This window comes from Flavobacterium sp. RSP46, assembly GCF_003984825.1.
Classification (GTDB): Bacteria; Bacteroidota; Bacteroidia; order Flavobacteriales; family Flavobacteriaceae; genus Flavobacterium.
This window is the reverse complement of record NZ_RYDM01000008.1, coordinates 1-23,647: the sequence shown is the minus strand read 5'-3', so window position 1 is coordinate 23,647 and position 23,647 is coordinate 1. Positions and strand designations below refer to the sequence as shown.

Here is a 23,647-nt window from a genome sequence, read left to right as displayed (position 1 = left end):
CATCCAGCGTTGTATCTACAAGAAGCATAGTTTCTTTCTGGTTAACTATTACGCAAAACAGTCGCAGTAGCGCACAATCGTCTGAGGCAATGAAAAATTATCATTATGAGTGAACCTACAAAAGTAATCCGCTGGGGAATATTAGGCTGTGGCGATGTTACCGAACTGAAAAGTGGTCCTGCGTACCAGAAAACGGATGGTTTTCAAGTGGTAGCAGTAATGCGAAGAGATGCGGTTAAGGCTGCGGATTATGCTAAAAGACACGGAATCAGCAAATATTACACAAATGCTGATGATTTGATTAATGATCCTGAGATTGATGCGATTTATATTGCCACGCCTCCGGATGTGCATAAATTGTATGGACTCATGGTGGCTGCAGCCGGTAAAATATGTTGTATCGAAAAACCTTTGTCTCCAAATTATCAAGACAGTCTCTCGATTTGTACTGCTTTCGCAGCAAAAAAAATTCCGTTGTTTGTAGCCTATTATCGCCGAACATTACCTCGTTTTGAACAAATAAAAGCGTGGCTTGATACCAATAGCATTGGTGACATCAGACACATAAGATGGCATTTGAGTAAACCTGCAAGTTCTACGGATTTATCAGGCGAATACAATTGGCGAACTGATGCGTTGATTGCTGCAGGCGGTTATTTTGATGATTTAGCAAGTCACGGCCTGGATTTATTCACGCATTTACTGGGAAATATAAAAGAAGTTTCGGGGCTTAGTATTAATCAACAGGGATTGTACGCTGCTAAAGATGCCGCGACTGCCTGTTGGTTGCATGAATCTGGAATTACAGGTACCGGAAGCTGGAATTTTGGGTGCTATGAACGGGAAGATAAAGTGGTCATTTATGGAAGCAAAGGAAAAATAACGTTTTCTGTATTTGAAAACGATCCTGTAGTGCTTTCGAACGCACAAGGACAAACAGAAGTATTTATTGACCATCCTGAAAATATTCAGTTGTATCATGTACAGCAAATGCGAGAGGACCTTCTTGGGCACAGTACACACCCTTCTACAGGTTTGACAGCAACGCATACGAGTTGGGTTATGGACCAAATTATGGGGAATTTGTAGTGTTTTCAATTGTTCAAACAAAAATCCCGTTGATACGAATACCAACGGGATTTTTCAAACAAACCATTTATAACTAACAAACTATCTTCTATTGATTACGATGGCTAGGCGACCGGTTCCTTTCGTTTTTTCAATTTTTGTTTTGGGGCCATTTGTTCTGTAATAGTAAGAGTCGTCGTCCTCTGAGTTTTGGTTGCCACCAAAATCATTGTCGTAATCACGATCATTTCTGTTTTGACCGTATTGGTAACTTCTACCACCTTTTACAGCGCCAACAGTTTCAACAATCTGGCCATGACGGTTGTAAATTATTTCTAAACCTCCTACGCGTTCCAATGCAAATCGGTTGTAGGTCATATACACGGAACCCACTCGTTTGATGCGGTCATTTGAATCATAGTTGATAAACACATTTCCTACTTGTCTTACTCTCCCCATATTATCGTGTGCTACTTTTACCCCATAATTCCCGTTTCGCACATTGCCTGGCGCACCATAGGTTTTGTTTACCCCATTTTTTCGGCTTGACTTATAATAGATATCCCGTCCAATTGTAGGACGTGTATTAAAATCTAATTGTCCGTCAGGGAAAATAAAAAACTCAATTCCTCTTTCTGTGAACACAATTGGGTCGGCATCTCTAAAATCTACTGGAGATCTTCTTTCTACAGAAAAATCGATTTTTTCTGTGGCATTCGCTATACTACCTCCCAATATGAAGATACTAGCTACTAAAAAGGTAATTTTTTTCATGATACAGTTCTTTTGAATTTTGCCTACTCTTGAGCTTTTCGGCTTTCGCTTTTTGTGTTATTTGATAAGGGATATTCAAGGAGCATGCCAAAATTTTTAATCAAGGGATTGTGTCTTTAAAGTACGGCCTGATTTTGTAAACTTAATCCACTTAAAATCAGCATTCTAATTTGTATGAAAAACAAAAAACAATTTTATTGAAAAGCAATTATTATGATTTTTTTTCATAAAATTACTGTATCTGTTGATGTTTTTCATAAAAGAAGAATGCCAGTAAAGGAGCATTAGCTACTTTTAAATCCTTTTCACTACAAAAACTACTTATCAACAGTGCTTAAAATTAACTTTTGTTACGAACTCGCTTCAACTGATATTGAGTAATTTTGCAACATGTATGCTTTAGTTGATTGTAACAATTTTTACGTTTCCTGCGAACGTGTTTTTCAGCCGAAATTCAACGGAAAGCCGGTTGCAATATTATCAAATAACGACGGTTGCGTGATTTCCAGAAGCAATGAAGCAAAAGTGGCCGGGATTCTTATGGGTGCGCCGGCATTTCAGATTAAGGAATTGGTAAAAGAGAAAAATATAACATTATTTTCATCCAATTATGCACTGTATGGAGACTTGAGCAATCGGGTGATGGCTATTTTAGGGCAGTTTACACCAAATCTAGAAATTTACAGCATTGATGAAGCCTTCCTGAATTTTGATGGTTTGACGATTTCCGATTATCATGAGTATGGAATCCAAATGAAAACCCGGATACGAAAATGGGTAGGGATTCCGGTTTGCATTGGCTTTGCCGAAACCAAAGCATTGTCTAAAGTAGCCAATAAAATTGCCAAGAAATTCCAAGACAGAACGCAAGGCGTTTACGTTATTGATACGGAAGAAAAACGAATCAAAGCCTTGAAATGGACAAAGATTGAAGATGTCTGGGGCATTGGTTACCGGATGAATAAAAAGATGAAAGCTAAAAATATTGTGACCGCTCTGGATTTTACGGCACCACAACACGAAGCTTGGATCAAAAAAGAAATGGGTGTGATTGGGATGCGTTTAAAATATGAACTCGAAGGAAAATCAGTATTGGATTTAGAGCCCATTGTTGACCAAAAGAAAAGTATTGCTACGACCAGAAGTTTCCCAAAACAAATTGCTGATTTTGATTTGCTGCGCGAACGTGTAGCAACTTTTGCCGCGGTTTGTGCAGAGAAATTACGCAAACAAAATTCCTGCTGTCATACCATTATTGTAATGTTAGTGGTGGATAAACATACGGTACAAACCTCAAAATATTATTTTAATATGGCGATTACATTGCCGTATGCGTCAAATTCTACATTGACAATTTCTAATGTTGCTATCGCAATGTTGAAGAAACTGCACCAAGGAAATGAACATTTGAAATTCAAGAAAGCGGGCGTGATCGTCACGGAATTGATTGATCAAAACAAGAAACAATTGCAGCTGTTTGACGAAGAAAACCCAAAACATTTGCTGCTGATGAAAGTGATGGATGGTCTCAATAACAAAATTGGTGACAAGAAAGTAAAGTTGGCTACCCAAAATTTAAGTCTGACCTGGAACATGAATCAGAACCATTTGTCACCCGGATACACCACTAATTTTAAAGACATACTCGAAATCAAATGCCAATAAATAACGGACAAAAACTAATGTTCTTTCTACCTGATTTTGAAAGTGAATTGCGAATTCCTTTCATAAACGAAGGGGTTTCGGCGGGATTTCCATCACCGGCCGCAGATTTTATGGAAATGAGCATTGATTTGAACAAGCAATTGAGTGAAAACCCATTAGCTACTTTTTACATCAGAGTCAAAGGAAATTCTATGATTGATGCTGGAATCAATGATAAAGATGTTCTTGTTGTGGATAGAAGCTTGGAGCCACAGAACAATAAAATTGCAATTTGCTTTATCGATGGAGAATTTACGGTGAAACGCATACAACTGGAGAAAGACTGTTTGTATCTGATGCCTGAAAATCCCAATTATGCTCCGATAAAAGTCACGGAAGAAAATCAATTAATCATCTGGGGAATTGTGACCTATGTGATTAAGAAGGTGTAAAAGCCAGTTGTTGCCATTGTTAAAATTGAATTCTTAATGGGTTTTTAGCCATAAAAAAACCTGTTCAAACTAATGAACAGGTTTTATCTTTTATAATAAATTCAGATTTTAAACGGTATGTTTTGGATTAAATCCATCTTCACTTAGTTCTTTATGCTCATAATCGGCAACCATCTCAGCTTCATAATCAACTTTTTCTCCTTTCGAAAGTCTACTGATGGCTTTTTCCATAATTTGGTAAATTACCGGAACTACTACTAAAGTCAAGAATAATGAGGAAATTAATCCCCCAATAATTACCCAAGCCAAACCGTTTTTCCATTCCGCTCCAGCTCCAGAGGCTAGCGCAATGGGGAACATACCAAATACCATCGCGATAGTGGTCATCAAAATTGGACGAAGACGCGCATGATTTGCTTGGATTAATGCTGTTCTGACCGTTTCGCCAGCTTTACGCCTTTGATTGGTATAATCTACAAGCATAATCGCATTTTTACACACCAGACCAATAAGCATGATGATACCTAAAATGGTAAATATATTCAGTGTATTATTGGTTAAAGCCAAAGCCAACATTGCACCAATAAAGGAAAGCGGGATGGCAAACAATACCACAAATGGATGTACAAAACTGTCGTATAACGAAACCATTACCAGGTAAACCAAGACAATCGCAGCTAATAACGCAATTCCTAATGTACCAAAACCTTCGGACTGGTTTTCCTGATCACCACCCCAAATATAATTTACACCGGTTGGTTTTTTTAATTTTTCAATTTTTTCTTGCCATTGTGTTACAATAGTTCCTGAAGCCACACCCACATTTTGGCCTTTTACAGTTACCGATGCTGATTTGTCTCTTCGTTCTAATTCACTTGGACCGGAACCTTCGGTTACGGTTGCAAATTGATTCAGTTTTATTTGTTGACCACTATCGTTTATGAAAATTAAGTTTCTGACATCTGCGATACTTTTTCTGTCGAATGCATTGTATTTAATGTTGATATCGTATTCGTATTCACCAGCTCTAAATCTACCATCAGTATTTCCGCTAAAAGCAGTTTGCATGGTCATACCTACTGTTTGCAAACTCAATCCTAAAGCGGCCATTTTATCTCTATCGACTTTTACGTTTACTTCTGGATTTCCATCTTCTACAGACAATTCGATTTCTGTTGCTCCAGGAATGGTACGTAATTCTTTTTCTGCTGCTTTTGCAAATTGCATGGCGCTTTCTACATTTGGCCCCGTTACAATTAATCCTAAAGTAGCATCTTCTGCAGTTCCTAAAATACCAACTGGAACTGTTTTTACTTTGGCACCAACTAGTATTTTTTCTAATTTGCGTTTGGTTTTTGCAGCATACACATTTGCAGGTTCATTACGTTTGTCTAATCCAACCATTTTTACGTTTATCTCCGATTTGTAAGCAGTGGCTTGCGAAGCACCAAGACCTTCACTGGTTTGACCAATCGTTGTAATTTGACTAAAAACATACTCTTCTTTCTGCAAGAATGCTTCTGCTTTTTGCGTCATGAAATTGGTTTGCTCTAATGAAGCATCTTTTGGCATTTCTATCTGAACTAAAAACTCACCACTATCAGACGCGGCAAAGAATTCCCCACCAATAAATCCACCGCCAAATAAACTAATCATGGATCCAAAAAAGATGACTAAAACGATAGCCAGTGTTTTAAAATAATGATCCAAACACCATTCCAATAATCTGGAGACCCAATTTGTAAATCGTGTCAAATAGCTTTCAAATCCCAGGATGATTCTTCCAAAAAGATTTTTACCTTGAATGTGTTCTAATTTCCCGTATCTTGAAGATAACCATGGAATGATTGTAAATGAAGCGACTAATGACAGCAATGTTGAGATAATAACCGTTACACAGAATTGTGTAATAATGTTAGAAACCAATCCGGTACTCATTGCAATTGGTAGAAACACTACTACAATTACTAAAGTAATCGATACAACAGTTCCACCAATTTCTGCAGTTCCATCATAAGCAGCTCGAACTTTATTTTTACCCATTTCCATGTGCCTGTAAATATTCTCGAGAACTACAATGGCGTCATCCACAAGAATACCCACCACAAGAGAAAGTCCTAATAAACTCATTAAGTTTAAGGTATACCCCATCAAATAAATTCCAATGAACGTAGCAATTAATGAAGCAGGAATAGAAACCATTACAATCAATGAGTTTCTAATGCTGTGCAAGAAAAACAACATTACAAGAGCCACTAAAAGTACCGCAATTAGTAAATCATGCACAACAGCATCGGCAGCTTCTAATGTGAAAATAGTACTGTCTTTTGCTATTTCAAGTTTTAATCCGTTAGCTTTATAATCCGTTTCCAGTTTAGCAATTGTTTTAACTAACTCTTCACTTACGGCAACCGCATTGGCATCCGATTGTTTGATGATTTGTAAAATAATAGCACTTTTTTGATTGACACGCGCTATTTTTTCAGGAATTTTTTGAGTATCCTGAACATCAGCAATAGCATCTAAACGAACTTGTATTCCGTTTTTAGAAGATACAATTAAGTTTCTTAATTCATCAACAGTTTTATATTTTCCCGCTAAACGAATTAGTATTTTCTGCTCACGAGTTTGAATGTTTCCTGTTGGAAAATCCAAATTAGAAGATAAAATAGTTTGTTGCACTTGCGGAATCGAAAGTCCGTAGGCTTGCATTTTTACCGCATCAAGATTTACTTGAATTTCTCTTTCTTGTCCGCCAATAATATTTACCTGTGCTACACCTTCTACTCGAGAAATAACGGGTGCTAATTTTTTATCAATTAAGTCGTAAAAAGCAACTTCATCCATTTTTCCGTTGGCACCAATAGTCATAATTGGTAAATCGCTTAAAGAAAATTTAGTCAATGAAGGCGTTTCAACATCATCAGGCAAATCACTAAGAATAGCATTTATTTTACGCTGCGCATCGTTCATGGAAATATTAACATCAGCCGAAGACGTTAATGTAATGGACACTGTTGATAAACTTTCGTAGGACTTCGAGTCTATTTTTTTAATATTTTCTAAGGATGCAATGGCATCTTCAATTTTTTTGGTAACCGTATTTTCTACCTCACTTGGTGATGCACCCGGATAAATAGTGGCGACAGTAATTACATTGGTTTCGAATTTTGGAATCAATTCGTAGCCCAATTGGCTGTAACTGAACAGTCCGCCAAGTGTTAGAATCGTAAACAATACAATTACTAACGAAGGACGTTTTATGGATATTTCTGCTAATTTCATATATTTATATTTTTAGGTCTTAACGTATAAGGTCATGCCGTTTTCTGCTTTTGACCTTTGGGTTTACAACTTTCGACTATTTAATGACATCCACTTTAGATCCGTCCTGAAGGTTGATTTGACCTGTCACAATTACAGTTTCACCATTTGAGAGTCCGTTTAGAATTTCTACTTTGTCCCCAAGAATTCTTCCAGCTGTAACTGTTTTCAATTTGGCAGTTCCGCTTTCAATTACAAAAACCTGATTGCTGCTTACACCTCCTACAAAAGCATCTCTAGGAACAATCATCAACGATTGTTTTTGTTGTTTCGATGCAAATTCAGCGGTTCCGTACATACCCGCTTTTAAACCGTTGGAAGCGTTGTTTGTAATTTCAATCTCGATGGGGAAATTTAAAATTTCGTCCGCTTTTGAGGCGATAAAAGTGATTTTCCCTGAGAAAATTTGGTCTGGATAAACGCTTGCTACAACTTTTGTGACGGTACCTACTTTTAAACTGGCCACTTGGCTTTCGTTAACGTTAACTTTTAGTTTTAGTTTGGAAACATTTACAATATCAAACAATTCCGTAGCAGGTGTAGCAGAAATGATTGATCCAACCTCGATGTATTTCTTATTGATAAACCCACTAATTGGCGCTTTGATTCTTGTATCTCCAACATTGATATTTGCTTGTGTTAACTGGAATTTAGCATTTACCATTGCTAGTTTTACCTGATCTACTTGTTGTTTAGTTACGCCGCCTGTTTTGTATGCATTTTCAAATCGGGTGTAATCAGCCACCGCATTTTGATACACCGCATTAGCGTTTTGCGCATTTACGTTTATAACATCGCTTCGTACAATGGCGAGTGTTTGTCCTACTGAAACATAATCGCCTTCTTTTACAAGTATCTTTGTTATTTTGCCTGATTTTTCAGCAGAAAATTTTAATTCTTGTATGGGTTCAAAATTTCCATTGGATGAGAAATCTAATGAAACAGCTTCGGTTTTTACGGTTTCAACTCTAACAGAAACGGAGGCGTTTTTCTCCGCAACAATAGTTGTTTTGGCTTCGTTTTCTTTTTTATTATTGGTTAACACGTAGGCAATTAGTCCTAAGGATGCTGCAATTACTACTACTGTTATTATTATTTTTTTCATTTTGATTATTTATTGGTTAGTGTTTTTAATTCCCCTTTGGATTTGACTAATTGTATTTCTGCCAGTTTGTACTCTAATATAGCTGATGTGTAGTTGTTTTGAGCTTCGGTCAATGAGTTTTCAGCATCCAGTAAATCAGTCAGTGTGGTTAATCCTTGTATATAGTTGTTTCGGGTGTTATTTAAAACCTCTTTGGCTAATTGGGCATTTTCTTTCTGATTGTTGATTGTGGTTAAGCTGTTGTCAATTTGCGTTTTTGCATTGGCAAAAGCCAGGTCAAGTGACAACTTGGTATCAACCAACTCTTCGTGGATAGTTCGTAGGTCAACATCGGCTTGTCTCACTTTTGCACGAGTGCCAAATCCAGTAAATATCGGTACTTTCAAATTCAAGCCAATCGAAGAGAAATCAGACCAGTACACTCCTTTAGAAGGTTTTCCGCCCAAAGGCATTACAGGACCCTGACCAATATAATTGTACCCGGCATTCAGTGATAATGTTGGGTAATAAGCAGCTTCAATAGCCTTTTTTTGATAAAATAATAATTGTTCTTGTTTTTTCAAAAGCAAGTATTCCGTTCTGTTTGCCGTATTTGGAATTTCAGACAATGCTTGTGACCCTACTTCAAAGGCAGTTTGTGGAATCTCGATTTGGGTTTCTATGGGCATTCCCATATAAAATTTCAAGGTATTTTCTTGTATTTGTACGGCATTCAGTACCTGTTGACGTTGTGTATTGATGTTTGAAATTTTTACTATAATTCGATCCAAATCAATTTTCTTGGCTAGACCATTGTCATATTGTCCTTTGATGATGTTTCTTACTTTGGTGGTATTTCTTAAAGTGCTGTCAATCACCGTTAGTTTTTGTCGCTGCACATAGACTTGGTAATAATTATTGGCCACACGCTCAATTACTTGCTCTTCTGTTAGTTGATTGTTGATCTGGTAAAATTCTCTGGTAGATTTTGCTGCTTTTAGGCCGGTAAAAACAGTTTGGTCGAAGATAGCCTGTGTCAGAGAAACTCCGGCAGTAGAAATCCATGGTTGGCCAAAAGCGGCTTGGATGGTAGTTCCCGGAGCGCCAAATCCTGCTCCGTCAATAACAGTTGTTTGTATTACAGGATTGTACGTCAAATTGCCATTAGCTGAAATTTGAGGCAAAGCTCTGGAGCGTATTTCCTGAATTTGGTACTCACTGTTCTCTACTTGTAATTTTGCTTTTTTGGCATCTGCTTTGTTTTCTAAAGCATAGTTGATGGCTTCTTTTAGCGTAAGTGTTTGTGTGGGACTTGTACCTGGGTTGCCTGAGTTTTGTGATTGAGCCGAAATCCCAAAGGTCAGGATGGCTAGTAAAATTATAGTTTTCATTTTGTAATATAGTTAAGTAAATGTTTTTCAAGTTCAATTATCCCGCTGGGAGTTGCCATAGCTCTGGTATGGTATTCTAAAATCTCAAGTTCTATCTTTTGAGCTTCTTTTTCGGAACTGGTACAGCCCTTTATACTGAAAATTAAATAATAATAAAATCGCGTGTAACTTTTAATATTTATATTGTCGCGGTAAAAACCTTGTTCGATTCCTTTTTTTATGTTTTGTTCAAAAGTGGTGTTGCATTCATTGATTTCTCTTGTCATCACTTTCTCATAAATTTCAGGATAATGTTTTTTTAATTGGTAAATGGGGGAGTCGTCTGAGGATTGAAACATTTCTTTAAACATTTTTCGTATTTCAAAATTTTCTGCGATAGCATTATAATTCTGGGCAATAATACGGTCAATAATTTGATGGATTTGTTTGTGAATTGCAGTGGTGCTTTCCTCAATAAGTAATTCTTTATTGCAGAAATATTTATAAATCGTTTTTTTAGAAATACACATTTCTCCTGCAATATCATCCATGGTGATGCTCTTAAAACCTAGTTTTAAAAACATCTCGCTTGCTTTAGTTATAATTTTTTCTTTCATTTTTAAGGCTGAAATGGTTTCAGTATTTTTTAATTAAATTCAAATTTGTTGATTTGAACGATTAATTTCGAGTGCGAATATAAGACGGAAACTTTAAACACCAAAATAGTTTCCGATGTATTTTGGTTTATTTAACATTTGAAGGTAAAACGATGTTTGTAATACAATTTGAATAGAGTAAATTAGCCAAAAATTTATTTTATGCATTCCATTTATCAATATCAGGGGTTTCTTTCGGAGTATTTGCAGGCACAATATGAAACCAAAGAACCAAGAAATTTGTACGAGCCCATCCGGTATATTTTAGACCTTGGCGGAAAAAGAATTCGTCCGGTACTGACCTTAATGAGTGCCGAAATTTTTGATGCACCGTATCAAAAAGCATTGCCTGCCGCATTAGCCGTTGAAGTTTTTCATAACTTTTCGTTGGTTCACGATGATATTATGGATGATGCGCCACTACGAAGAGGAAAAGCAACGGTTCATGAGAAATGGAATATAAACACCGGAATTTTATCTGGGGATGCGATGCTGATTTTAGCCTATCAATATTTTGAACAATATGAGCCCGTTATTTTTCGGGATTTGGCCAAGTTGTTCAGCAAAACAGCGCTTGAAGTTTGCGAAGGGCAGCAATGGGATGTCGATTTTGAAGAACGCAATGATGTTACCATTCCAGAATACCTGATGATGATTCAATACAAAACGGCTGTTTTGGTAGCAGCAGCCATGAAAATGGGAGCGATTATTGCAGAAACTACCGAGGAAAACGCAAATCTGATTTATGATTTCGGCCTCAATTTAGGCTTGGCTTTTCAATTACAGGATGATTTCTTGGACGCTTTTGGGGATCCAGAAACCTTTGGAAAACAAGTAGGCGGTGATATTATAGAAAATAAAAAAACGTATTTGTATCTAAAAGCAGTAGCTTTTTCAAAAGAAGAGGAAGCTAAAGAATTGCGGTATTTGTTTTCTGTTCAGCCGGAAAATAGTACGGATAAAATAGAGACGGTGAAAGCACTTTTTAATAGTTCTGGTGCGGCTACGGCAACACAGGAAGCAATACAAGATTTTACTTTTAAGGCGTTTCAGACCTTGGATAAAATGAATATTAGCGCCGATAAAAAAGCAATGTTGAAATCTTTTGGGGAGAATTTAATGGGCAGAAAAGTGTAATTCAATTTCAATAATCAATTTCAACATTGACTTTGAAAGTTTATATTTAAAATTTAACAAGAAGTATAGTGTATAATAATAACAATATTGAAAATTGACATTCATATTGCCATTGATATTTAAAGATATGTTTATAGTTCCAAAAAATACCGATTTACTACTTGCTGAAGCCGCGGGTGAAAACTTATATTTGAAATTAATCGAACAAATGAATAAGGATTTCAATCTCGCTAACGAAGCAATTGATTTTCCGTTGGGTATTTCTCCCAGTGAATTGAAGTTGCAGCTTCACGAAAAAATATATCGACTTATTCAATACAAATTTGCTGAATACCTCAATTTATTATACATAATTGATGTTTCCGAAGAAGAAATAAAAAAACTAGACGGATCTGATTTAGTAGTTCTGGCAGAACAAGTCGCTTTTTTGATCCTAAAAAGAGAATGGCAAAAAGTGTGGTTCCGGAATAAGTATTAGTTATTGTAAGTCTTTTTTTAAGATTGTTTTATTCCATAATTCAGTTCCCGCAGTATCAAAAACAGTTAGTTTCATTTGGCGGTTTTCCTTTGAACCCAAGAATGAAATCATACCAAAATTATGTTGCGTAATCAAACTGCCTTTGGATCTGTAAATATTGTTTTCCTTTAATGCCCCTTCAGCGGCAACACCGGAAGTTAGCGGTGAAACGGTCCAGTCAAATAAAGAGTAGGCATTCTCGCGGGGAACTTCGGAAAATTCAGTAAAATGCCTATCACCGCTTAGGAATAAAACGCCCTTAATTTTATTATCAAGAATTTCTTTTAGCAATTTTTCTTTCTCTTTGGGGTAGTTGCTGTAGTTTTCCTTTTCCGCTACGGAATTTAATACTTGTACGCCCATTACAATTATTTTAAAACTGGCTTTAGAGGAACTTAGTGCGTTAATCAGCCATTCTAATTGGGTATTTCCTAAAACCGTTCTTTCGCCCGTAATTCTGTTATTTGGGGTCTTGAAAAACCGATCGTCCAATAAAAAAAACTGTGCATCACTCCAGCTAAAGGTAGAATAAATACCCTCGTTTTGTTCAGCATTCATACCGTAGCTTTTATTTGCCCAGAAATCTTTAAACGCTTTTTGAGTTAGAAATTTGTTATAAAAACTGCCATCGCTATCATCCGGACCAAAATCATGGTCATCCCAAATGGCAAAATTTTGAGTTTTTGCCAGCAAAGGCTGAATTTCTTTTACCGACCTTGAATGCGTATACCGATGATAAATCCCGGTTTTACTATCCCAGTCCGCTTCTCTGAGATAAATATTGTCACCACTCCATATCATGATTTCTGGATTTTTTTTGGCAATACTTTCAAAAATGCCATACTCACTTCCGTAGGCTTTTCCTGGTCTGTCCAGCGGAGTTTCATTAAAATAGGAACAACTTCCAATGGCTACTGTGAAATCAGGAGCATCTTCGCGCCATTCCCAAAGTTTCTTTGATGAAAAAGAAGTCTCGTAGGGCAAGATGATTTTTTTGTCATTTATGAAAACAGCATACGTATATTTTTTTCCGGGTTCTAATTGATCTAAAATAATATGATGCGTGAAGCCAACTTCTTTTGAAGATGAATACACGTCGGAGTAGAATATATTAGTAGGATTGTCAAGGGCAAAATAAGCTATTTTCACCGAAGCTTTTTTGTTGGTTTGCAACCAAATCATCGCTTCGGTCATTTCGCAATACCCCACCATGGGCCCAGATTGTAAAATATTGTTTTGAGCAAAACTGTAACTTATAAATAAAATACAGCATAATTGAAAAGTTTTTTTCATCGCAGATAATTAAAAATACACTCTAATAAAAGGCATAAAGGCACTGCCGTAAATGTTGTTTTTGTCAGTCAAAACATTATATCGCCCACCAATAGTGGCGTTTCCAGATCTGTAACCAAGGCCGATGAATAAACCTGTATTCCAGTAGTTTTGAGAATTGCTATTGGATCCATCCAGATTTACATTGACTCTTAATTGTTCCAGTTCCGTCGAAAGTTGGATTTCGGGGATTGGATTAAATAATCCTATAACACTACCGCCATACAAATGAGAAGCAAAAAAATCGCGTTGCTTCAAATATTTATACTGCACTCCCAGTCCCAAAGCCACATATTCATTAAAATTATAAATGGCACTTGGCGCTAACGAAATGTCCGTGTAGCCGGAACCAAAGCCTAAACCCAGTCCACCTCCAAATTGTACATTTCTCCAAAACTGGTTTGGCATAGTGGTATACATTGTATTTTGTTGTGCAAACAGAGCACTTGCAAAAAACAAGGCAATAAGTACTAAAAACGATTTGGTAACCTCGAAAAAGCGCTTTTTTGCCATAAGTTTCTAGATTTTTAACAATTTAAGATGTAAAAGTATCTTAAAATAAATTATAAATTTATTGTATTATTGTACTTTTGCCAAACTATTTTAATCAAAAAGGTATATTCACTAAATATTATGGATAGGTTTTCATTTTTAAACGCAGCACATACAGAATTTTTCGCTCAATTATACGATCAATATATAGAAAATCCAGACAGCGTTGAGCCTAGTTGGAGAAGTTTCTTTCAAGGTTTTGACTTTGGGATGAGTTCTTACGGCGAGGATCATAAAGTCGAGCAAATTGCAAATTTTGCGGCTAATAATACAGATATTAGCTTGGTTTCTGACAAGCTTCAAAAGGAGTTCAATGTATTAAAATTAATAGATGGATACCGCTCTCGCGGTCATTTGTTTACTAAGACAAATCCGGTTCGAGAAAGACGAGTATCATCACCAACTCTAGAAATCACAAATTTTGGACTTTCATCAGCAGACTTAAATACTGTTTTTGATGCAGCCAAGGTTATGGAAATACAGCCTTGTACGCTTCAGGAAATCATAACGCATCTTGATACAATATACTGCCAGCACATCGGGGTGGAATATATGTATATCCGTAAACCGGAAGTAGTGGAGTGGATTCAGAAAAAATTAGGCTACAATGACAATCAGCCTAAATTTTCATTGGACGAAAAAAAATCCATTCTTAATAAATTAAACCAAGCCGTTTCTTTTGAGAATTTTTTGCACACTAAATATGTAGGTCAAAAACGCTTTTCTCTAGAAGGTGGGGAATCAATTATTCCTGCATTAGATGCTTTAATCGAGAAAGCAGCTGAAAAAGGAGTTGAGCAATTTGTTATGGGAATGGCACATCGTGGTCGTTTGAATGTGTTGGCAAATATTTTTGGCAAATCGACCCAAGACATCTTTGGAGAGTTTGACGGTAAAGATTACGATCAAGAATATTTTGACGGAGATGTAAAATACCATTTAGGACTTACAGCGGATAAAGTGACCAGTACCGGTAAAAAAATTAATATAAATTTAGCTCCTAATCCGTCGCACCTTGAAACAGTAGGTGCAGTAATCGAAGGAATCACAAGAGCCAAACAAGATAAATATTTTCCTAACGATTTCTCAAAAGTATTGCCAATCGCCGTTCACGGAGATGCTGCAATTGCGGGTCAGGGAATTTTGTATGAAATTGTGCAAATGGCACAATTGGATGGTTATAAAACTGGAGGAACTATACATATTGTTATCAATAATCAAGTAGGTTTTACCACCAATTATCTGGATGCTCGTTCCTCTACCTATTGTACTGATGTTGCTAAAGTTACCCTTTCGCCCGTTTTGCATGTCAATGCAGATGATGCTGAAGCAGTAGTTCACGCGATGTCCTTTGCATTGGACTTCAGAATGGAATTTGGTAGGGATGTGTTTATTGATTTATTGGGATATAGAAAATATGGACATAATGAAGGCGATGAGCCTCGTTTTACCCAACCCGTATTGTACAAAATCATTGCAAAGCATAAAAATCCAAGAGACATCTACATGGAGAAATTGCTTGCCGAAGGAGTTGTTGACAGTACTTTTGTAAAAGGATTAGAAAAAGAATACAAATCAAATCTAGAGGTGAATTTAGAAGCCTCCCGTAAAAAAGATTTGACTATTATAACGCCATTCATGAAAAACGAATGGAAAGGTTTTGAACAGGTTTCGGATGTTGAAATGCTCAAAAAAGTAGACACTACTTTTCCAGTAGCCGGACTTACTGAGGTTGCAAACGTAATTTGTAACTTACCTGCAGACAAAAAATTTATCAGCAAAATACAAAAACTGGTCAACGATAGAAAAACAATGTTTTTTGAAACCAACAAGTTGGATTGGGCCATGGCAGAGCACTTAGCCTATGGGTCACTTTTAAAAGAAGGATATGATGTTCGTATTTCGGGGCAAGATGTAGAGCGAGGCACGTTCTCTCACCGTCATGCCGTTGTAAAAGTAGAGGATTCAGAAGAAGAAGTGATTTTGTTGAGTACTTTAGAAGGAGCAACAGGGAAATTCAATATCTTCAATTCGCTGTTGTCTGAATATGCTGTTTTAGGGTTTGATTATGGGTACGCTTTAGCCAACCCAAATACATTAACCATCTGGGAAGCACAGTTTGGTGATTTTAGTAACGGTGCCCAAATTATAATTGATCAGTATATTTCTTGTGGCGAAGATAAATGGAACAATCAAAACGGAATTGTTTTATTATTGCCGCACGGATACGAAGGACAAGGAGCGGAGCATTCATCAGCCAGAATGGAGCGATATTTACAACTTTGTGCCAGACACAATATGTATGTGGCAGATTGTACTACACCAGCCAACTTCTTTCACCTTTTGAGAAGACAAATGAAAACAACGTTTCGTAAACCACTTGTTGTGTTTACGCCTAAAAGTTTGTTGCGGGATACAAGGGTAGTATCTACCGTTGAAGAATTTGCAACAGGGAGTTTTCAAGAAACATTTGATGATGAAACAGTGAATAAAGCGCATGTGAAAACGCTGGTTTTCTGTACCGGAAAATTCTATTATGACATTACTGCCGAAAGAGAAATTCTGGACAGAAATGATGTGGCTGTAGTTAGAATCGAGCAATTGTTCCCATTACCGGTAGAACAATTAAAAGCCATTATCGCTAAATACCCTAATGCAGATGATTATGTTTGGGCACAAGAAGAACCAAAAAACATGGGGGCTTACAGCTTTATGCTAATGAATTTTGATTTAGTAAAATGGAGATTGGCTTCACTAAAAGCGTATGCGGCACCGGCCTCAGGAAGTTATACAAGAGCAAAACGCCGTCAGGCTGATGCATTGCGAATGGTTTTTGATAAAAATTTATACCGATAATAAGGAGCTATTTCCTGCTGTACGCTATATCTTTTCCTAGCTAAAGAAGCTAGAAAAAGGATGTCGCTGCCATCAGGGCTAAAAAACAATACATCTAACACACATAAGTTGTTCAAGAACAATTTAAAACTTAAAATTCATAATTTAAAATAATAGAACATGATTTTAGAAATGAAAGTCCCATCACCAGGGGAATCTATAAAGGAAGTTGAAATCGCAACTTGGTTGGTAAAAGACGGAGATTATGTAGAGAAAGACCAAGCCATTGCTGAGGTTGATTCTGATAAAGCAACATTAGAATTGCCAGCAGAAGCCAGCGGAATCATTACTTTGAAAGCGGAAGAAGGAGATGCAGTTGCAGTAGGAGCAGTAGTTTGTCACATTGATACGGACGGCGTAAAACCAGCAGGCGATGCGCCAGTTGCTGAAGCTACAAAAACAGTTGAAGCGCCAAAAGTGGAAACTAAAACAGAAGCACCAAAAGCCGCTCCAGCAGCAGCAACTTACGCTTCAGGAACTCCATCTCCGGCAGCACGAAAAATATTAGACGAAAAAAATATAGCAACAACTTCAGTAACAGGAACTGGAAAAGACGGAAGAATCACTAAAGACGATGCCGTACATGCGGCGCCTTCAATGGGGACGCCTACCGGTGGGTCTCGTGGATCCGAACGTTCAAAATTATCAATGTTACGTCGTAAAGTGGCAGAACGATTAGTGGCTGCTAAAAACGAAACAGCCATGTTAACTACTTTTAATGAAGTAAACATGACGCCAATCAACTTGATTCGGAATGAATACAAAGACGCATTCAAAGCAAAACATGGCGGAATTGGTTTAGGGTACATGTCTTTTTTTACTAAAGCAGTGACCAGAGCATTAAAATTATTTCCAGATGTAAACTCAATGATGGATGGGGATCATAAGATCGCTTTCGATTTTTGCGACATTTCTATCGCAGTTTCAGGACCAAAAGGATTAATGGTTCCTGTCGTTCGTAATGCGGAGAACTTGACTTTCCGTGGAGTTGAAGCCGACATTAAAAGATTAGCCCTTAAAGCGCGTGACGGACAAATCACAGTGGATGATATGACTGGTGGAACGTTTACGATTACTAACGGTGGTGTTTTTGGAAGTATGTTGAGTACGCCAATTATCAATCCGCCACAGTCAGGAATTCTTGGAATGCACAACATTATCGAGCGCCCAATTGCCGTAAACGGAAAAGTAGAAATTCACCCAATGATGTATGTGGCGTTGTCTTATGACCATAGAATTATTGATGGTCGTGAGTCTGTTGGTTTCTTGGTGGCCGTAAAAGAAGCCTTAGAAAACCCAATGGAATTATTGTTAGAGAACAATCCTAAAAAAGCATTAGAATTGTAATTGAATTAATTCATAAAATAAAAAATCCGTTTAGTTCTAAAACTAAACGGATTTTTTATTTTTTTATTAAAATTCCTTTGAATTCCACAACATCAAAAAGTGCGTAATTTTGGCTTTTCGGAATGTGGTCGCCTATAAATTGTAAATTTTCGACACTGCAATAGATGTTAAATTTGGTGTTTTTACCATAATTAAGTCGGACACTTGCCATAATTGCATCATTGATTTTCCAACTTACATTGTATCGCCCATTAGAAGTAAGGGATAATTGTAGTGTAAGATTATACCATTGTCTTCTTTTGATTTTCCTTTGAACAGATTGGAACGGATAGCCCTGTGAGATCATGTATACGATAAGATCGTCTGGTTCTGCTGCTAATTGATTTCGAATGGCTTGTGATCCATAGCCGATCTCAAAATCGAGTTCGTGTGTGTCATTATTATATAAAAAAGCTCCAATGCTAGCCATGTCACCAACGCCCATTTCGGGGATATAAACATTCCAGCTATAGGTTCCAGCGGCAAAACTTGAAATCGTTTTTACTTTTGATCTTTCCCACGTATTTGGATTTGTGAAAATACGTAAATTCCCATTTTCAATCCAGTAATTTGGATTGCCAACTTGAGTAGCATCTTCCCATTCCGTTAAATTATCGAAGTCCCAAATTTTTGAATAGCTGGTTTTTAAAATACTGAGATTGTTGGAATCTGAATTAGTTATTGTTTCATCTTCGTTAGTTAAGTCGGCGGGAGAACAAGAAAATAAAAGTAGTCCCATAAATACCAATAATTTTTTGAAAATATTTTTCATGTTTCTTTAAGGTTTTAAGGTCGTTTTTCTATTGTAAATATAAGCAATAATTAAAATAGTCCACGATTCCTTTTCCTTTCATTAAAACATCGGCTCCTATGATTCCATGAACGGGTTTTGATTTGTGTTGTGTTAAAGCTTCGTTTATATGAGATAAATCGAAAATTACGACGTCAAAAGCACTGTCTTTCCAAGTGCCTAGTTGCAATTGATTTTTTGTAGCTATTTGTGTCAACATTCCGGAAGCTCCAGCTCCTGAAGCTTTAGTTTTTGATTTTTTAGCTTCCAATAGAAACAAATCAACACATTCAAATCCGATACAACTACTTGAAGCACCTGTATCTAAAATGAAATTTCCTTTGATACCGTTGATTTTGGCTTTAATCAAAAGGTGTTGGGTTTTAGTAATCTTAAATTTTACTTTTTTGTAGTTTTCTTTTTTAAGGATTTTGTGGAGGTTTTTCATCTAGGCAGAATTTGTTTTCGGAATTATAGTGTCCCTTTTACAAAGATACAAGTTGTTGTATGCAGTTTTGGAATCTTTTTTCTGTCGCAATCTTTGTTAAACCATTTTTTTGACTAGTTTAATTCTTGTAATTTTGTATTCTTAAAAGACGACACTTGGAAACAAAAGTAATAATTACCGATACCCATACTCATTTATATTCTGAGGAATTCAATCAAGACCGAGATGAAATGATCCAACGCGCCATTGAAGCGGGGGTTTCGCGTTTTTTTATTCCGGCAATCGATTCGACGTGCACGGAATCCATGTATACTTTAGAAAAAAAGTATCCTGAAAACGTATTCTTGATGATGGGCTTGCATCCCACGTATGTGAAAGAGAATTATCTGAAAGAATTACAGCATGTGGAAAACGAACTGGCGAAAAGAAAATTCTACGCTGTTGGTGAAATTGGGATCGATTTGTATTGGGATAAAACCCATTTGCCTCAGCAACAAATTGCTTTCAAAAAGCAGATTCAATTGGCTAAAGAATATAAGTTACCTATTGTGATTCATTGTCGGGATGCATTTGATGAAATTTTCGAAATTCTGGAACAAGAAAAATCGGATGATTTATTTGGTATTTTTCATTGTTTTTCTGGAACGTATGAACAAGCTTTAAGGGCAATTTCGTATAATATGAAGCTTGGAATAGGCGGGGTTGTTACTTTCAAAAACGGAAAAATCGATCAATTTTTGAAACAGATCGATATAAAGCATCTTGTTTTAGAAACAGATTCCCCATATTTAGCCCCAATTCCTTTTCGTGGAAAAAGGAATGAAAGTAGTTATATAGTCAGCGTAGTCGATAAGTTAGCCCAGATTTATGGCCTTTCAACACATGAAATAGCAATGCGAACCACCGAGAATTCTAAAGCTATTTTTGGGATTTAAAGTAGAATTCACTTTATTTTGACTTTTTTTTTGTTCATTTGCCCACACAAATATAGAAAAATCAACAATGCAGAAATTTGACGCTATTCGGCCATTTTATGATTCCGAAATAAACGAAGCACTTCAAGATGTGATTAATCACCCAATGATGAAAGCATTGATGAACTTTACTTTTCCGGGTGCTGCTGACGAAGTTTGGAAAGAACAACTCAGGAAAACGCACTCCATTCGGGATTTTCAATGTAATTTTATATACCAATCGGTTCAAAGAATACTAGAAAAAAGTTCAGAAGGAATGACCACTTCCGGTTTTGAAAAGTTAAAGAAAAACACTTCTTATTTGTTTGTCTCAAATCATCGGGACATCCTTTTGGATACTACGTTATTAAACACAGCTTTATTTGAACATGGGTTAGTGATGACAGCCTCAGCGATTGGGGATAATTTAGTAAAAAAATCGTTTCTGAATACCTTGGCAAAACTGAACCGTAATTTTTTAGTACAACGGGGATTGACTCCAAGAGAAATGCTGCAGAGTTCAAAACTATTGTCGGAATATATAGGGAATTTATTGCTTCATGAAAACCGTTCTGTATGGATAGCACAGCGAGAAGGAAGAACGAAAGACGGCAAGGATGAGACCAATCCGGGTGTTTTGAAAATGGTGGGTATGGGTTCTGATGAAAAGAATTTAATGGATTATTTCAAGAAAATTAAAATTGTACCCGTATCTATTTCGTACGAGTATGATCCTACTGATGCTCTGAAAATGCCACAATTGATGGCTGAAGCCAATAATGAAGTGTATGTCAAGGAAAAGAATGAAGATTTCATGACGATTCTGAGTGGTGCTCTAGGGCAAAAGAAGAGAATACACATTCATGTTGGGAAAGTTTTAGATATTGAAATTGATGCCATTATTACAGAAAACGAGAACTCAAATAAGCAAATAGTAGCTTTGGCACAAGTAATTGATAATGCCATATTGAGTAATTACAAATTATGGCCAACGAATTTTATTGCTTTTGATATTGTAAATAAGACCGATAGATATTCCCATTTGTATACTGAAAATGAAAAATCATTGTTCGAGCGCAGACTGGAAATGCGAATTGATCATGACAATCCAGTGGCTCTTGAAAGTTTTTTGGCCATGTATGCAAATCCAGTTGTGAACAAATTAAAATACCACGATGTTGTATAAAGCCAAAATACTTTTAATATATACCGGAGGAACTATTGGTATGCGAAAAGATTTTGAAACAGGAGCCCTCAAGGCATTCAATTTTAGTAAATTGTTACAGCGAATTCCAGAATTGAAACAATTGGATTGTGAGATCGAAACCGTTTCTTTTGAAAATCCTATAGATTCCTCGAACATGAATCCTGAAAAATGGGCAAAAATGGCTATAATTATTGCAGATAATTATACTTCATTTGATGGATTTGTTGTGCTTCATGGATCCGATACTATGTCGTATTCTGCTTCAGCGCTGAGTTTTATGCTTGAGAATTTGTCAAAACCAGTTATTTTTACCGGTTCACAATTACCCATAGGGGATTTGCGTACCGATGCTAAAGAAAACCTGATTACAGCCATTCAAATAGCTTCTCTGCAAAATAATAATCATCCGGTTATCAGTGAAGTGTGTCTTTATTTTGAATACAAATTATACCGAGGCAATAGAACTACAAAGATTAATGCGGAACATTTTAAAGCATTTACGTCTCCAAATTATCCTGAATTGGTGGAGTCTGGGGTGCATTTAAAGTTGAATCCTGAATTGTTTTTGCCTAAAAAAGGAACGGAGGAATTCAAAGTGCATAAAAATTTAGACAATAATGTTGCCATTATAAAGATGTTTCCTGGAATCAGTGAAGCAGTTTTATCCGCTATTTTAAATATTCCGAATCTTAAAGGTGTTGTTTTAGAAACCTACGGAGCTGGGAATGCACCTACAGAGGATTGGTTTTTAAACCTCTTGAAAAAAGCGATTGCCGGCGGGTTACATATTGTTAACGTTACCCAATGTTCTGGCGGGAGTGTCAGTATGGGGCAATACGAAACCAGTACCGGACTGAAAGAAATTGGTGTGATTTCCGGAAAAGACATCACCACCGAGGCGGGAATCACAAAATTGATGTATTTATTGAGCAAAAAAATAGCCCCAAAAGACTTCAAAACTATTTTTGAAACTTCTTTACGAGGAGAAATGACATAATATTTAGATTTTACTTTTCTAACTCGTTTTTTTTCGTGTTCTTTGCAGCCGTAATAAAATAGAGAGGTGGCCGAGTGGCTGAAGGCGCACGCTTGGAAAGCGTGTATATGGCAACATATCGAGGGTTCGAATCCCTTCCTCTCTGCTTTAAAAAACCGTAATAATCTAGTAAATAGATCGTTGCGGTTTTTTTATTTCTTAATTTGTACGATTTTTGTATTGTGGGTTAAAAGTTCCCTTAAAAAGCACTTTTTACAACACAAAAATAAATGTTTTGTTTTGGTTACACATTTTACACGTTTTACACTAAACAGGCAAACCCTTCATTTCTGAAAGGTTCTTTTCAACACAAATAACAAGTCTGACAAACTTATTCTTTTACTGGAACATCGAGAAACAAAGGTCTTTCCTGTATGTTTGGATACTTATAATAAAAGTCTTCAATCATATTAACCAAGTCCGTTTTGTTATATTCATCACTAATCCAAACTTTTAAAGTTTTTTTTAATATTTCTGAAATTTGAAACTTACTTAATTCGTGGTTAAGCAAGTATTCTTTAAAATCTTCAATGCTGTTTATCTCAATCATTACATATTTGGATTAATTCCTGCACCTAAATTTAAAATAATAGGTTGAAAGTTGTTGTTGTCAGTTTCTCCGATTAATTCTGTACTTCTTAAAACTGGAATTACAAATTTTGCCAGTTCTAAAATGGTTTTAATCCTGTCTTTAGGCTCGAGCAAATCAATATCACTTTGAAGTTTATCAAAATTATTTTCAACCAATAAAGTAAATTTTTCTCTTAACTCTGCGGTGGCTTTATTTAATGTTCCTTTCGGTCTCCCGTTTACGTTTCTTACTCCTTTAAATCCTGTCATATTTATTGTATTTTATTGTTATTTACTAATGTTTCTAAAAATTTATAACTTTCCTCTTTTGTCAATTCTACTTTTTGGTGTTTGCGTTGTTGCACAATCTTATAAACTGGAAAAACCGGTCAAATTGACCACCCAATTCCAGTGCAAATTGACCACCAGTTCCGGAGTAAACTGACCACCCT

21 protein-coding genes and 1 tRNA gene are annotated in these 23,647 nt (G+C 36.4%); 11 read left to right on the top strand and 11 right to left on the bottom strand.

Annotation, left to right across the window (positions count from 1 at the left end; genetic code table 11):
* Positions 1–105 precede the first annotated feature (105 nt).
* Positions 106–1,089 carry a Gfo/Idh/MocA family protein gene (locus EKM01_RS12255; RefSeq protein WP_126768560.1) on the top strand — a complete coding sequence of 328 codons (984 nt, stop codon included), beginning with the start codon at positions 106–108 and terminating at the stop codon, positions 1,087–1,089.
* Positions 1,090–1,170: 81 nt separating this feature from the next.
* On the opposite strand, the gene EKM01_RS12250 is transcribed toward EKM01_RS12255, so the two are convergent.
* A complete protein-coding gene (locus tag EKM01_RS12250) occupies positions 1,171–1,842 on the bottom strand; it encodes a hypothetical protein (RefSeq protein ID WP_126768559.1) in 672 nt (223 codons plus the stop codon).
* A gap of 390 nt (positions 1,843–2,232) precedes the next feature.
* Between EKM01_RS12250 and EKM01_RS12245 the strand changes: the two genes are divergently transcribed.
* Positions 2,233–3,507, top strand: coding sequence for a Y-family DNA polymerase (locus EKM01_RS12245; RefSeq protein WP_126768558.1), 1,275 nt, complete (start codon positions 2,233–2,235; stop codon positions 3,505–3,507).
* The gene (locus EKM01_RS12240) at positions 3,498–3,938 is read left to right on the top strand and encodes a LexA family transcriptional regulator (protein WP_126768557.1); all 441 of its coding nucleotides are present in this window, start codon (positions 3,498–3,500) and stop codon (positions 3,936–3,938) included. Before EKM01_RS12245 ends, EKM01_RS12240 begins: the two co-directional genes overlap by 10 nt.
* A gap of 108 nt (positions 3,939–4,046) precedes the next feature.
* Here the strand turns inward: EKM01_RS12240 and EKM01_RS12235 are convergent, their stop codons facing one another.
* From EKM01_RS12235 to EKM01_RS12220, 4 genes are all read right to left on the bottom strand, one after another.
* Complete coding sequence (locus EKM01_RS12235; RefSeq protein WP_126768556.1) at positions 4,047–7,223, bottom strand: efflux RND transporter permease subunit; 3,177 nt, start codon at positions 7,221–7,223, stop codon at positions 4,047–4,049.
* A gap of 76 nt (positions 7,224–7,299) precedes the next feature.
* Positions 7,300–8,367, bottom strand: a complete 1,068-nt coding sequence (locus EKM01_RS12230; protein WP_126768555.1) for an efflux RND transporter periplasmic adaptor subunit — start codon at positions 8,365–8,367, stop codon at positions 7,300–7,302.
* 5 nt (positions 8,368–8,372) lie between these two features.
* Positions 8,373–9,737 (bottom strand): TolC family protein, encoded by a 1,365-nt coding sequence (locus tag EKM01_RS12225; RefSeq protein ID WP_126768554.1) that lies wholly within the window; start codon positions 9,735–9,737, stop codon positions 8,373–8,375.
* On the bottom strand, positions 9,734–10,333 hold the full coding sequence (locus EKM01_RS12220) for a TetR/AcrR family transcriptional regulator (protein WP_126768553.1): 600 nt from the start codon (positions 10,331–10,333) through the stop codon (positions 9,734–9,736). The genes EKM01_RS12225 and EKM01_RS12220 overlap by 4 nt, the downstream gene beginning before the upstream one ends.
* 201 nt (positions 10,334–10,534) lie before the next feature.
* Here EKM01_RS12220 and EKM01_RS12215 point away from each other — a divergent pair, with 201 nt between their 5' ends.
* On the top strand, positions 10,535–11,509 hold the full coding sequence (locus tag EKM01_RS12215) for a polyprenyl synthetase family protein (protein ID WP_126568959.1): 975 nt from the start codon (positions 10,535–10,537) through the stop codon (positions 11,507–11,509).
* A gap of 127 nt (positions 11,510–11,636) precedes the next feature.
* The gene (locus tag EKM01_RS12210) at positions 11,637–11,987 is read left to right on the top strand and encodes a hypothetical protein (protein ID WP_126457543.1); all 351 of its coding nucleotides are present in this window, start codon (positions 11,637–11,639) and stop codon (positions 11,985–11,987) included.
* Here the strand turns inward: EKM01_RS12210 and EKM01_RS12205 are convergent, their stop codons facing one another.
* Both EKM01_RS12205 and EKM01_RS12200 read right to left on the bottom strand, forming a co-directional pair.
* The gene (locus tag EKM01_RS12205; RefSeq protein ID WP_126457542.1) at positions 11,988–13,319 is read right to left on the bottom strand and encodes an alkaline phosphatase; all 1,332 of its coding nucleotides are present in this window, start codon (positions 13,317–13,319) and stop codon (positions 11,988–11,990) included.
* A gap of 9 nt (positions 13,320–13,328) precedes the next feature.
* Positions 13,329–13,871 (bottom strand): hypothetical protein, encoded by a 543-nt coding sequence (locus EKM01_RS12200; protein ID WP_126457541.1) that lies wholly within the window; start codon positions 13,869–13,871, stop codon positions 13,329–13,331.
* Between the two features lie 120 nt (positions 13,872–13,991).
* Here EKM01_RS12200 and EKM01_RS12195 point away from each other — a divergent pair, with 120 nt between their 5' ends.
* On the top strand, positions 13,992–16,766 hold the full coding sequence (locus EKM01_RS12195; RefSeq protein ID WP_126568961.1) for a 2-oxoglutarate dehydrogenase E1 component: 2,775 nt from the start codon (positions 13,992–13,994) through the stop codon (positions 16,764–16,766).
* Between the two features lie 159 nt (positions 16,767–16,925).
* Positions 16,926–18,152, top strand: a complete 1,227-nt coding sequence (gene odhB, locus EKM01_RS12190; protein ID WP_126553909.1) for a 2-oxoglutarate dehydrogenase complex dihydrolipoyllysine-residue succinyltransferase — start codon at positions 16,926–16,928, stop codon at positions 18,150–18,152.
* Positions 18,153–18,207: 55 nt separating this feature from the next.
* On the opposite strand, the gene EKM01_RS12185 is transcribed toward odhB, so the two are convergent.
* Positions 18,208–18,963, bottom strand: a complete 756-nt coding sequence (locus EKM01_RS12185) for a hypothetical protein (protein WP_233588582.1) — start codon at positions 18,961–18,963, stop codon at positions 18,208–18,210.
* A 28-nt stretch (positions 18,964–18,991) separates the two neighbouring features.
* Entirely contained in the window at positions 18,992–19,429 is a 438-nt protein-coding gene (locus EKM01_RS12180; RefSeq protein ID WP_126457538.1) for a retropepsin-like aspartic protease, read from the bottom strand.
* A 155-nt stretch (positions 19,430–19,584) separates the two neighbouring features.
* Between EKM01_RS12180 and EKM01_RS12175 the strand changes: the two genes are divergently transcribed.
* The 4 genes from EKM01_RS12175 (at position 19,585) to EKM01_RS12160 (ending at position 22,731) form a co-directional block, all read left to right on the top strand.
* Complete coding sequence (locus EKM01_RS12175) at positions 19,585–20,364, top strand: TatD family hydrolase (protein ID WP_126553907.1); 780 nt, start codon at positions 19,585–19,587, stop codon at positions 20,362–20,364.
* Positions 20,365–20,431: 67 nt separating this feature from the next.
* Positions 20,432–21,568: a 1-acyl-sn-glycerol-3-phosphate acyltransferase gene (locus EKM01_RS12170; RefSeq protein WP_126457536.1), complete on the top strand. Its 1,137-nt coding sequence runs from the start codon at positions 20,432–20,434 to the stop codon at positions 21,566–21,568.
* Positions 21,558–22,586 (top strand): asparaginase, encoded by a 1,029-nt coding sequence (locus EKM01_RS12165; RefSeq protein ID WP_126553903.1) that lies wholly within the window; start codon positions 21,558–21,560, stop codon positions 22,584–22,586. The genes EKM01_RS12170 and EKM01_RS12165 overlap by 11 nt, the downstream gene beginning before the upstream one ends.
* Positions 22,587–22,646: 60 nt before the next feature.
* Positions 22,647–22,731: transfer RNA gene (locus EKM01_RS12160), tRNA-Ser, on the top strand.
* A gap of 225 nt (positions 22,732–22,956) precedes the next feature.
* Here the strand turns inward: EKM01_RS12160 and EKM01_RS12155 are convergent.
* Both EKM01_RS12155 and EKM01_RS12150 read right to left on the bottom strand, forming a co-directional pair.
* Complete coding sequence (locus tag EKM01_RS12155) at positions 22,957–23,175, bottom strand: hypothetical protein (protein WP_126768552.1); 219 nt, start codon at positions 23,173–23,175, stop codon at positions 22,957–22,959.
* Positions 23,175–23,465 carry a hypothetical protein gene (locus EKM01_RS12150; protein WP_126768551.1) on the bottom strand — a complete coding sequence of 97 codons (291 nt, stop codon included), beginning with the start codon at positions 23,463–23,465 and terminating at the stop codon, positions 23,175–23,177. Before EKM01_RS12150 ends, EKM01_RS12155 begins: the two co-directional genes overlap by 1 nt.
* Positions 23,466–23,647: the final 182 nt, after the last annotated feature.

What these genes read in the sequence shown, in the direction of transcription:
- EKM01_RS12250 (WP_126768559.1), bottom strand. Translation starts at nt 1,842, where the DNA reads ATGAAAAAAATTACCTTTTTAGTAGCTAGTATCTTCATATTGGGAGGT.
- EKM01_RS12235 (WP_126768556.1), bottom strand. Translation starts at nt 7,223, where the DNA reads ATGAAATTAGCAGAAATATCCATAAAACGTCCTTCGTTAGTAATTGTA.
- EKM01_RS12180 (WP_126457538.1), bottom strand. Translation starts at nt 19,429, where the DNA reads ATGAAAAACCTCCACAAAATCCTTAAAAAAGAAAACTACAAAAAAGTA.
- EKM01_RS12210 (WP_126457543.1), top strand. Translation starts at nt 11,637, where the DNA reads ATGTTTATAGTTCCAAAAAATACCGATTTACTACTTGCTGAAGCCGCG.
- EKM01_RS12200 (WP_126457541.1), bottom strand. Translation starts at nt 13,871, where the DNA reads ATGGCAAAAAAGCGCTTTTTCGAGGTTACCAAATCGTTTTTAGTACTT.
- EKM01_RS12150 (WP_126768551.1), bottom strand. Translation starts at nt 23,465, where the DNA reads ATGACAGGATTTAAAGGAGTAAGAAACGTAAACGGGAGACCGAAAGGA.
- EKM01_RS12255 (WP_126768560.1), top strand. Translation starts at nt 106, where the DNA reads ATGAGTGAACCTACAAAAGTAATCCGCTGGGGAATATTAGGCTGTGGC.
- EKM01_RS12240 (WP_126768557.1), top strand. Translation starts at nt 3,498, where the DNA reads ATGCCAATAAATAACGGACAAAAACTAATGTTCTTTCTACCTGATTTT.
- EKM01_RS12165 (WP_126553903.1), top strand. Translation starts at nt 21,558, where the DNA reads ATGTTGTATAAAGCCAAAATACTTTTAATATATACCGGAGGAACTATT.
- EKM01_RS12205 (WP_126457542.1), bottom strand. Translation starts at nt 13,319, where the DNA reads ATGAAAAAAACTTTTCAATTATGCTGTATTTTATTTATAAGTTACAGT.
- EKM01_RS12185 (WP_233588582.1), bottom strand. Translation starts at nt 18,963, where the DNA reads ATGAAAAATATTTTCAAAAAATTATTGGTATTTATGGGACTACTTTTA.
- EKM01_RS12215 (WP_126568959.1), top strand. Translation starts at nt 10,535, where the DNA reads ATGCATTCCATTTATCAATATCAGGGGTTTCTTTCGGAGTATTTGCAG.
- odhB (WP_126553909.1), top strand. Translation starts at nt 16,926, where the DNA reads ATGATTTTAGAAATGAAAGTCCCATCACCAGGGGAATCTATAAAGGAA.
- EKM01_RS12170 (WP_126457536.1), top strand. Translation starts at nt 20,432, where the DNA reads ATGCAGAAATTTGACGCTATTCGGCCATTTTATGATTCCGAAATAAAC.
- EKM01_RS12245 (WP_126768558.1), top strand. Translation starts at nt 2,233, where the DNA reads ATGTATGCTTTAGTTGATTGTAACAATTTTTACGTTTCCTGCGAACGT.
- EKM01_RS12225 (WP_126768554.1), bottom strand. Translation starts at nt 9,737, where the DNA reads ATGAAAACTATAATTTTACTAGCCATCCTGACCTTTGGGATTTCGGCT.
- EKM01_RS12230 (WP_126768555.1), bottom strand. Translation starts at nt 8,367, where the DNA reads ATGAAAAAAATAATAATAACAGTAGTAGTAATTGCAGCATCCTTAGGA.
- EKM01_RS12155 (WP_126768552.1), bottom strand. Translation starts at nt 23,175, where the DNA reads ATGATTGAGATAAACAGCATTGAAGATTTTAAAGAATACTTGCTTAAC.
- EKM01_RS12195 (WP_126568961.1), top strand. Translation starts at nt 13,992, where the DNA reads ATGGATAGGTTTTCATTTTTAAACGCAGCACATACAGAATTTTTCGCT.
- EKM01_RS12220 (WP_126768553.1), bottom strand. Translation starts at nt 10,333, where the DNA reads ATGAAAGAAAAAATTATAACTAAAGCAAGCGAGATGTTTTTAAAACTA.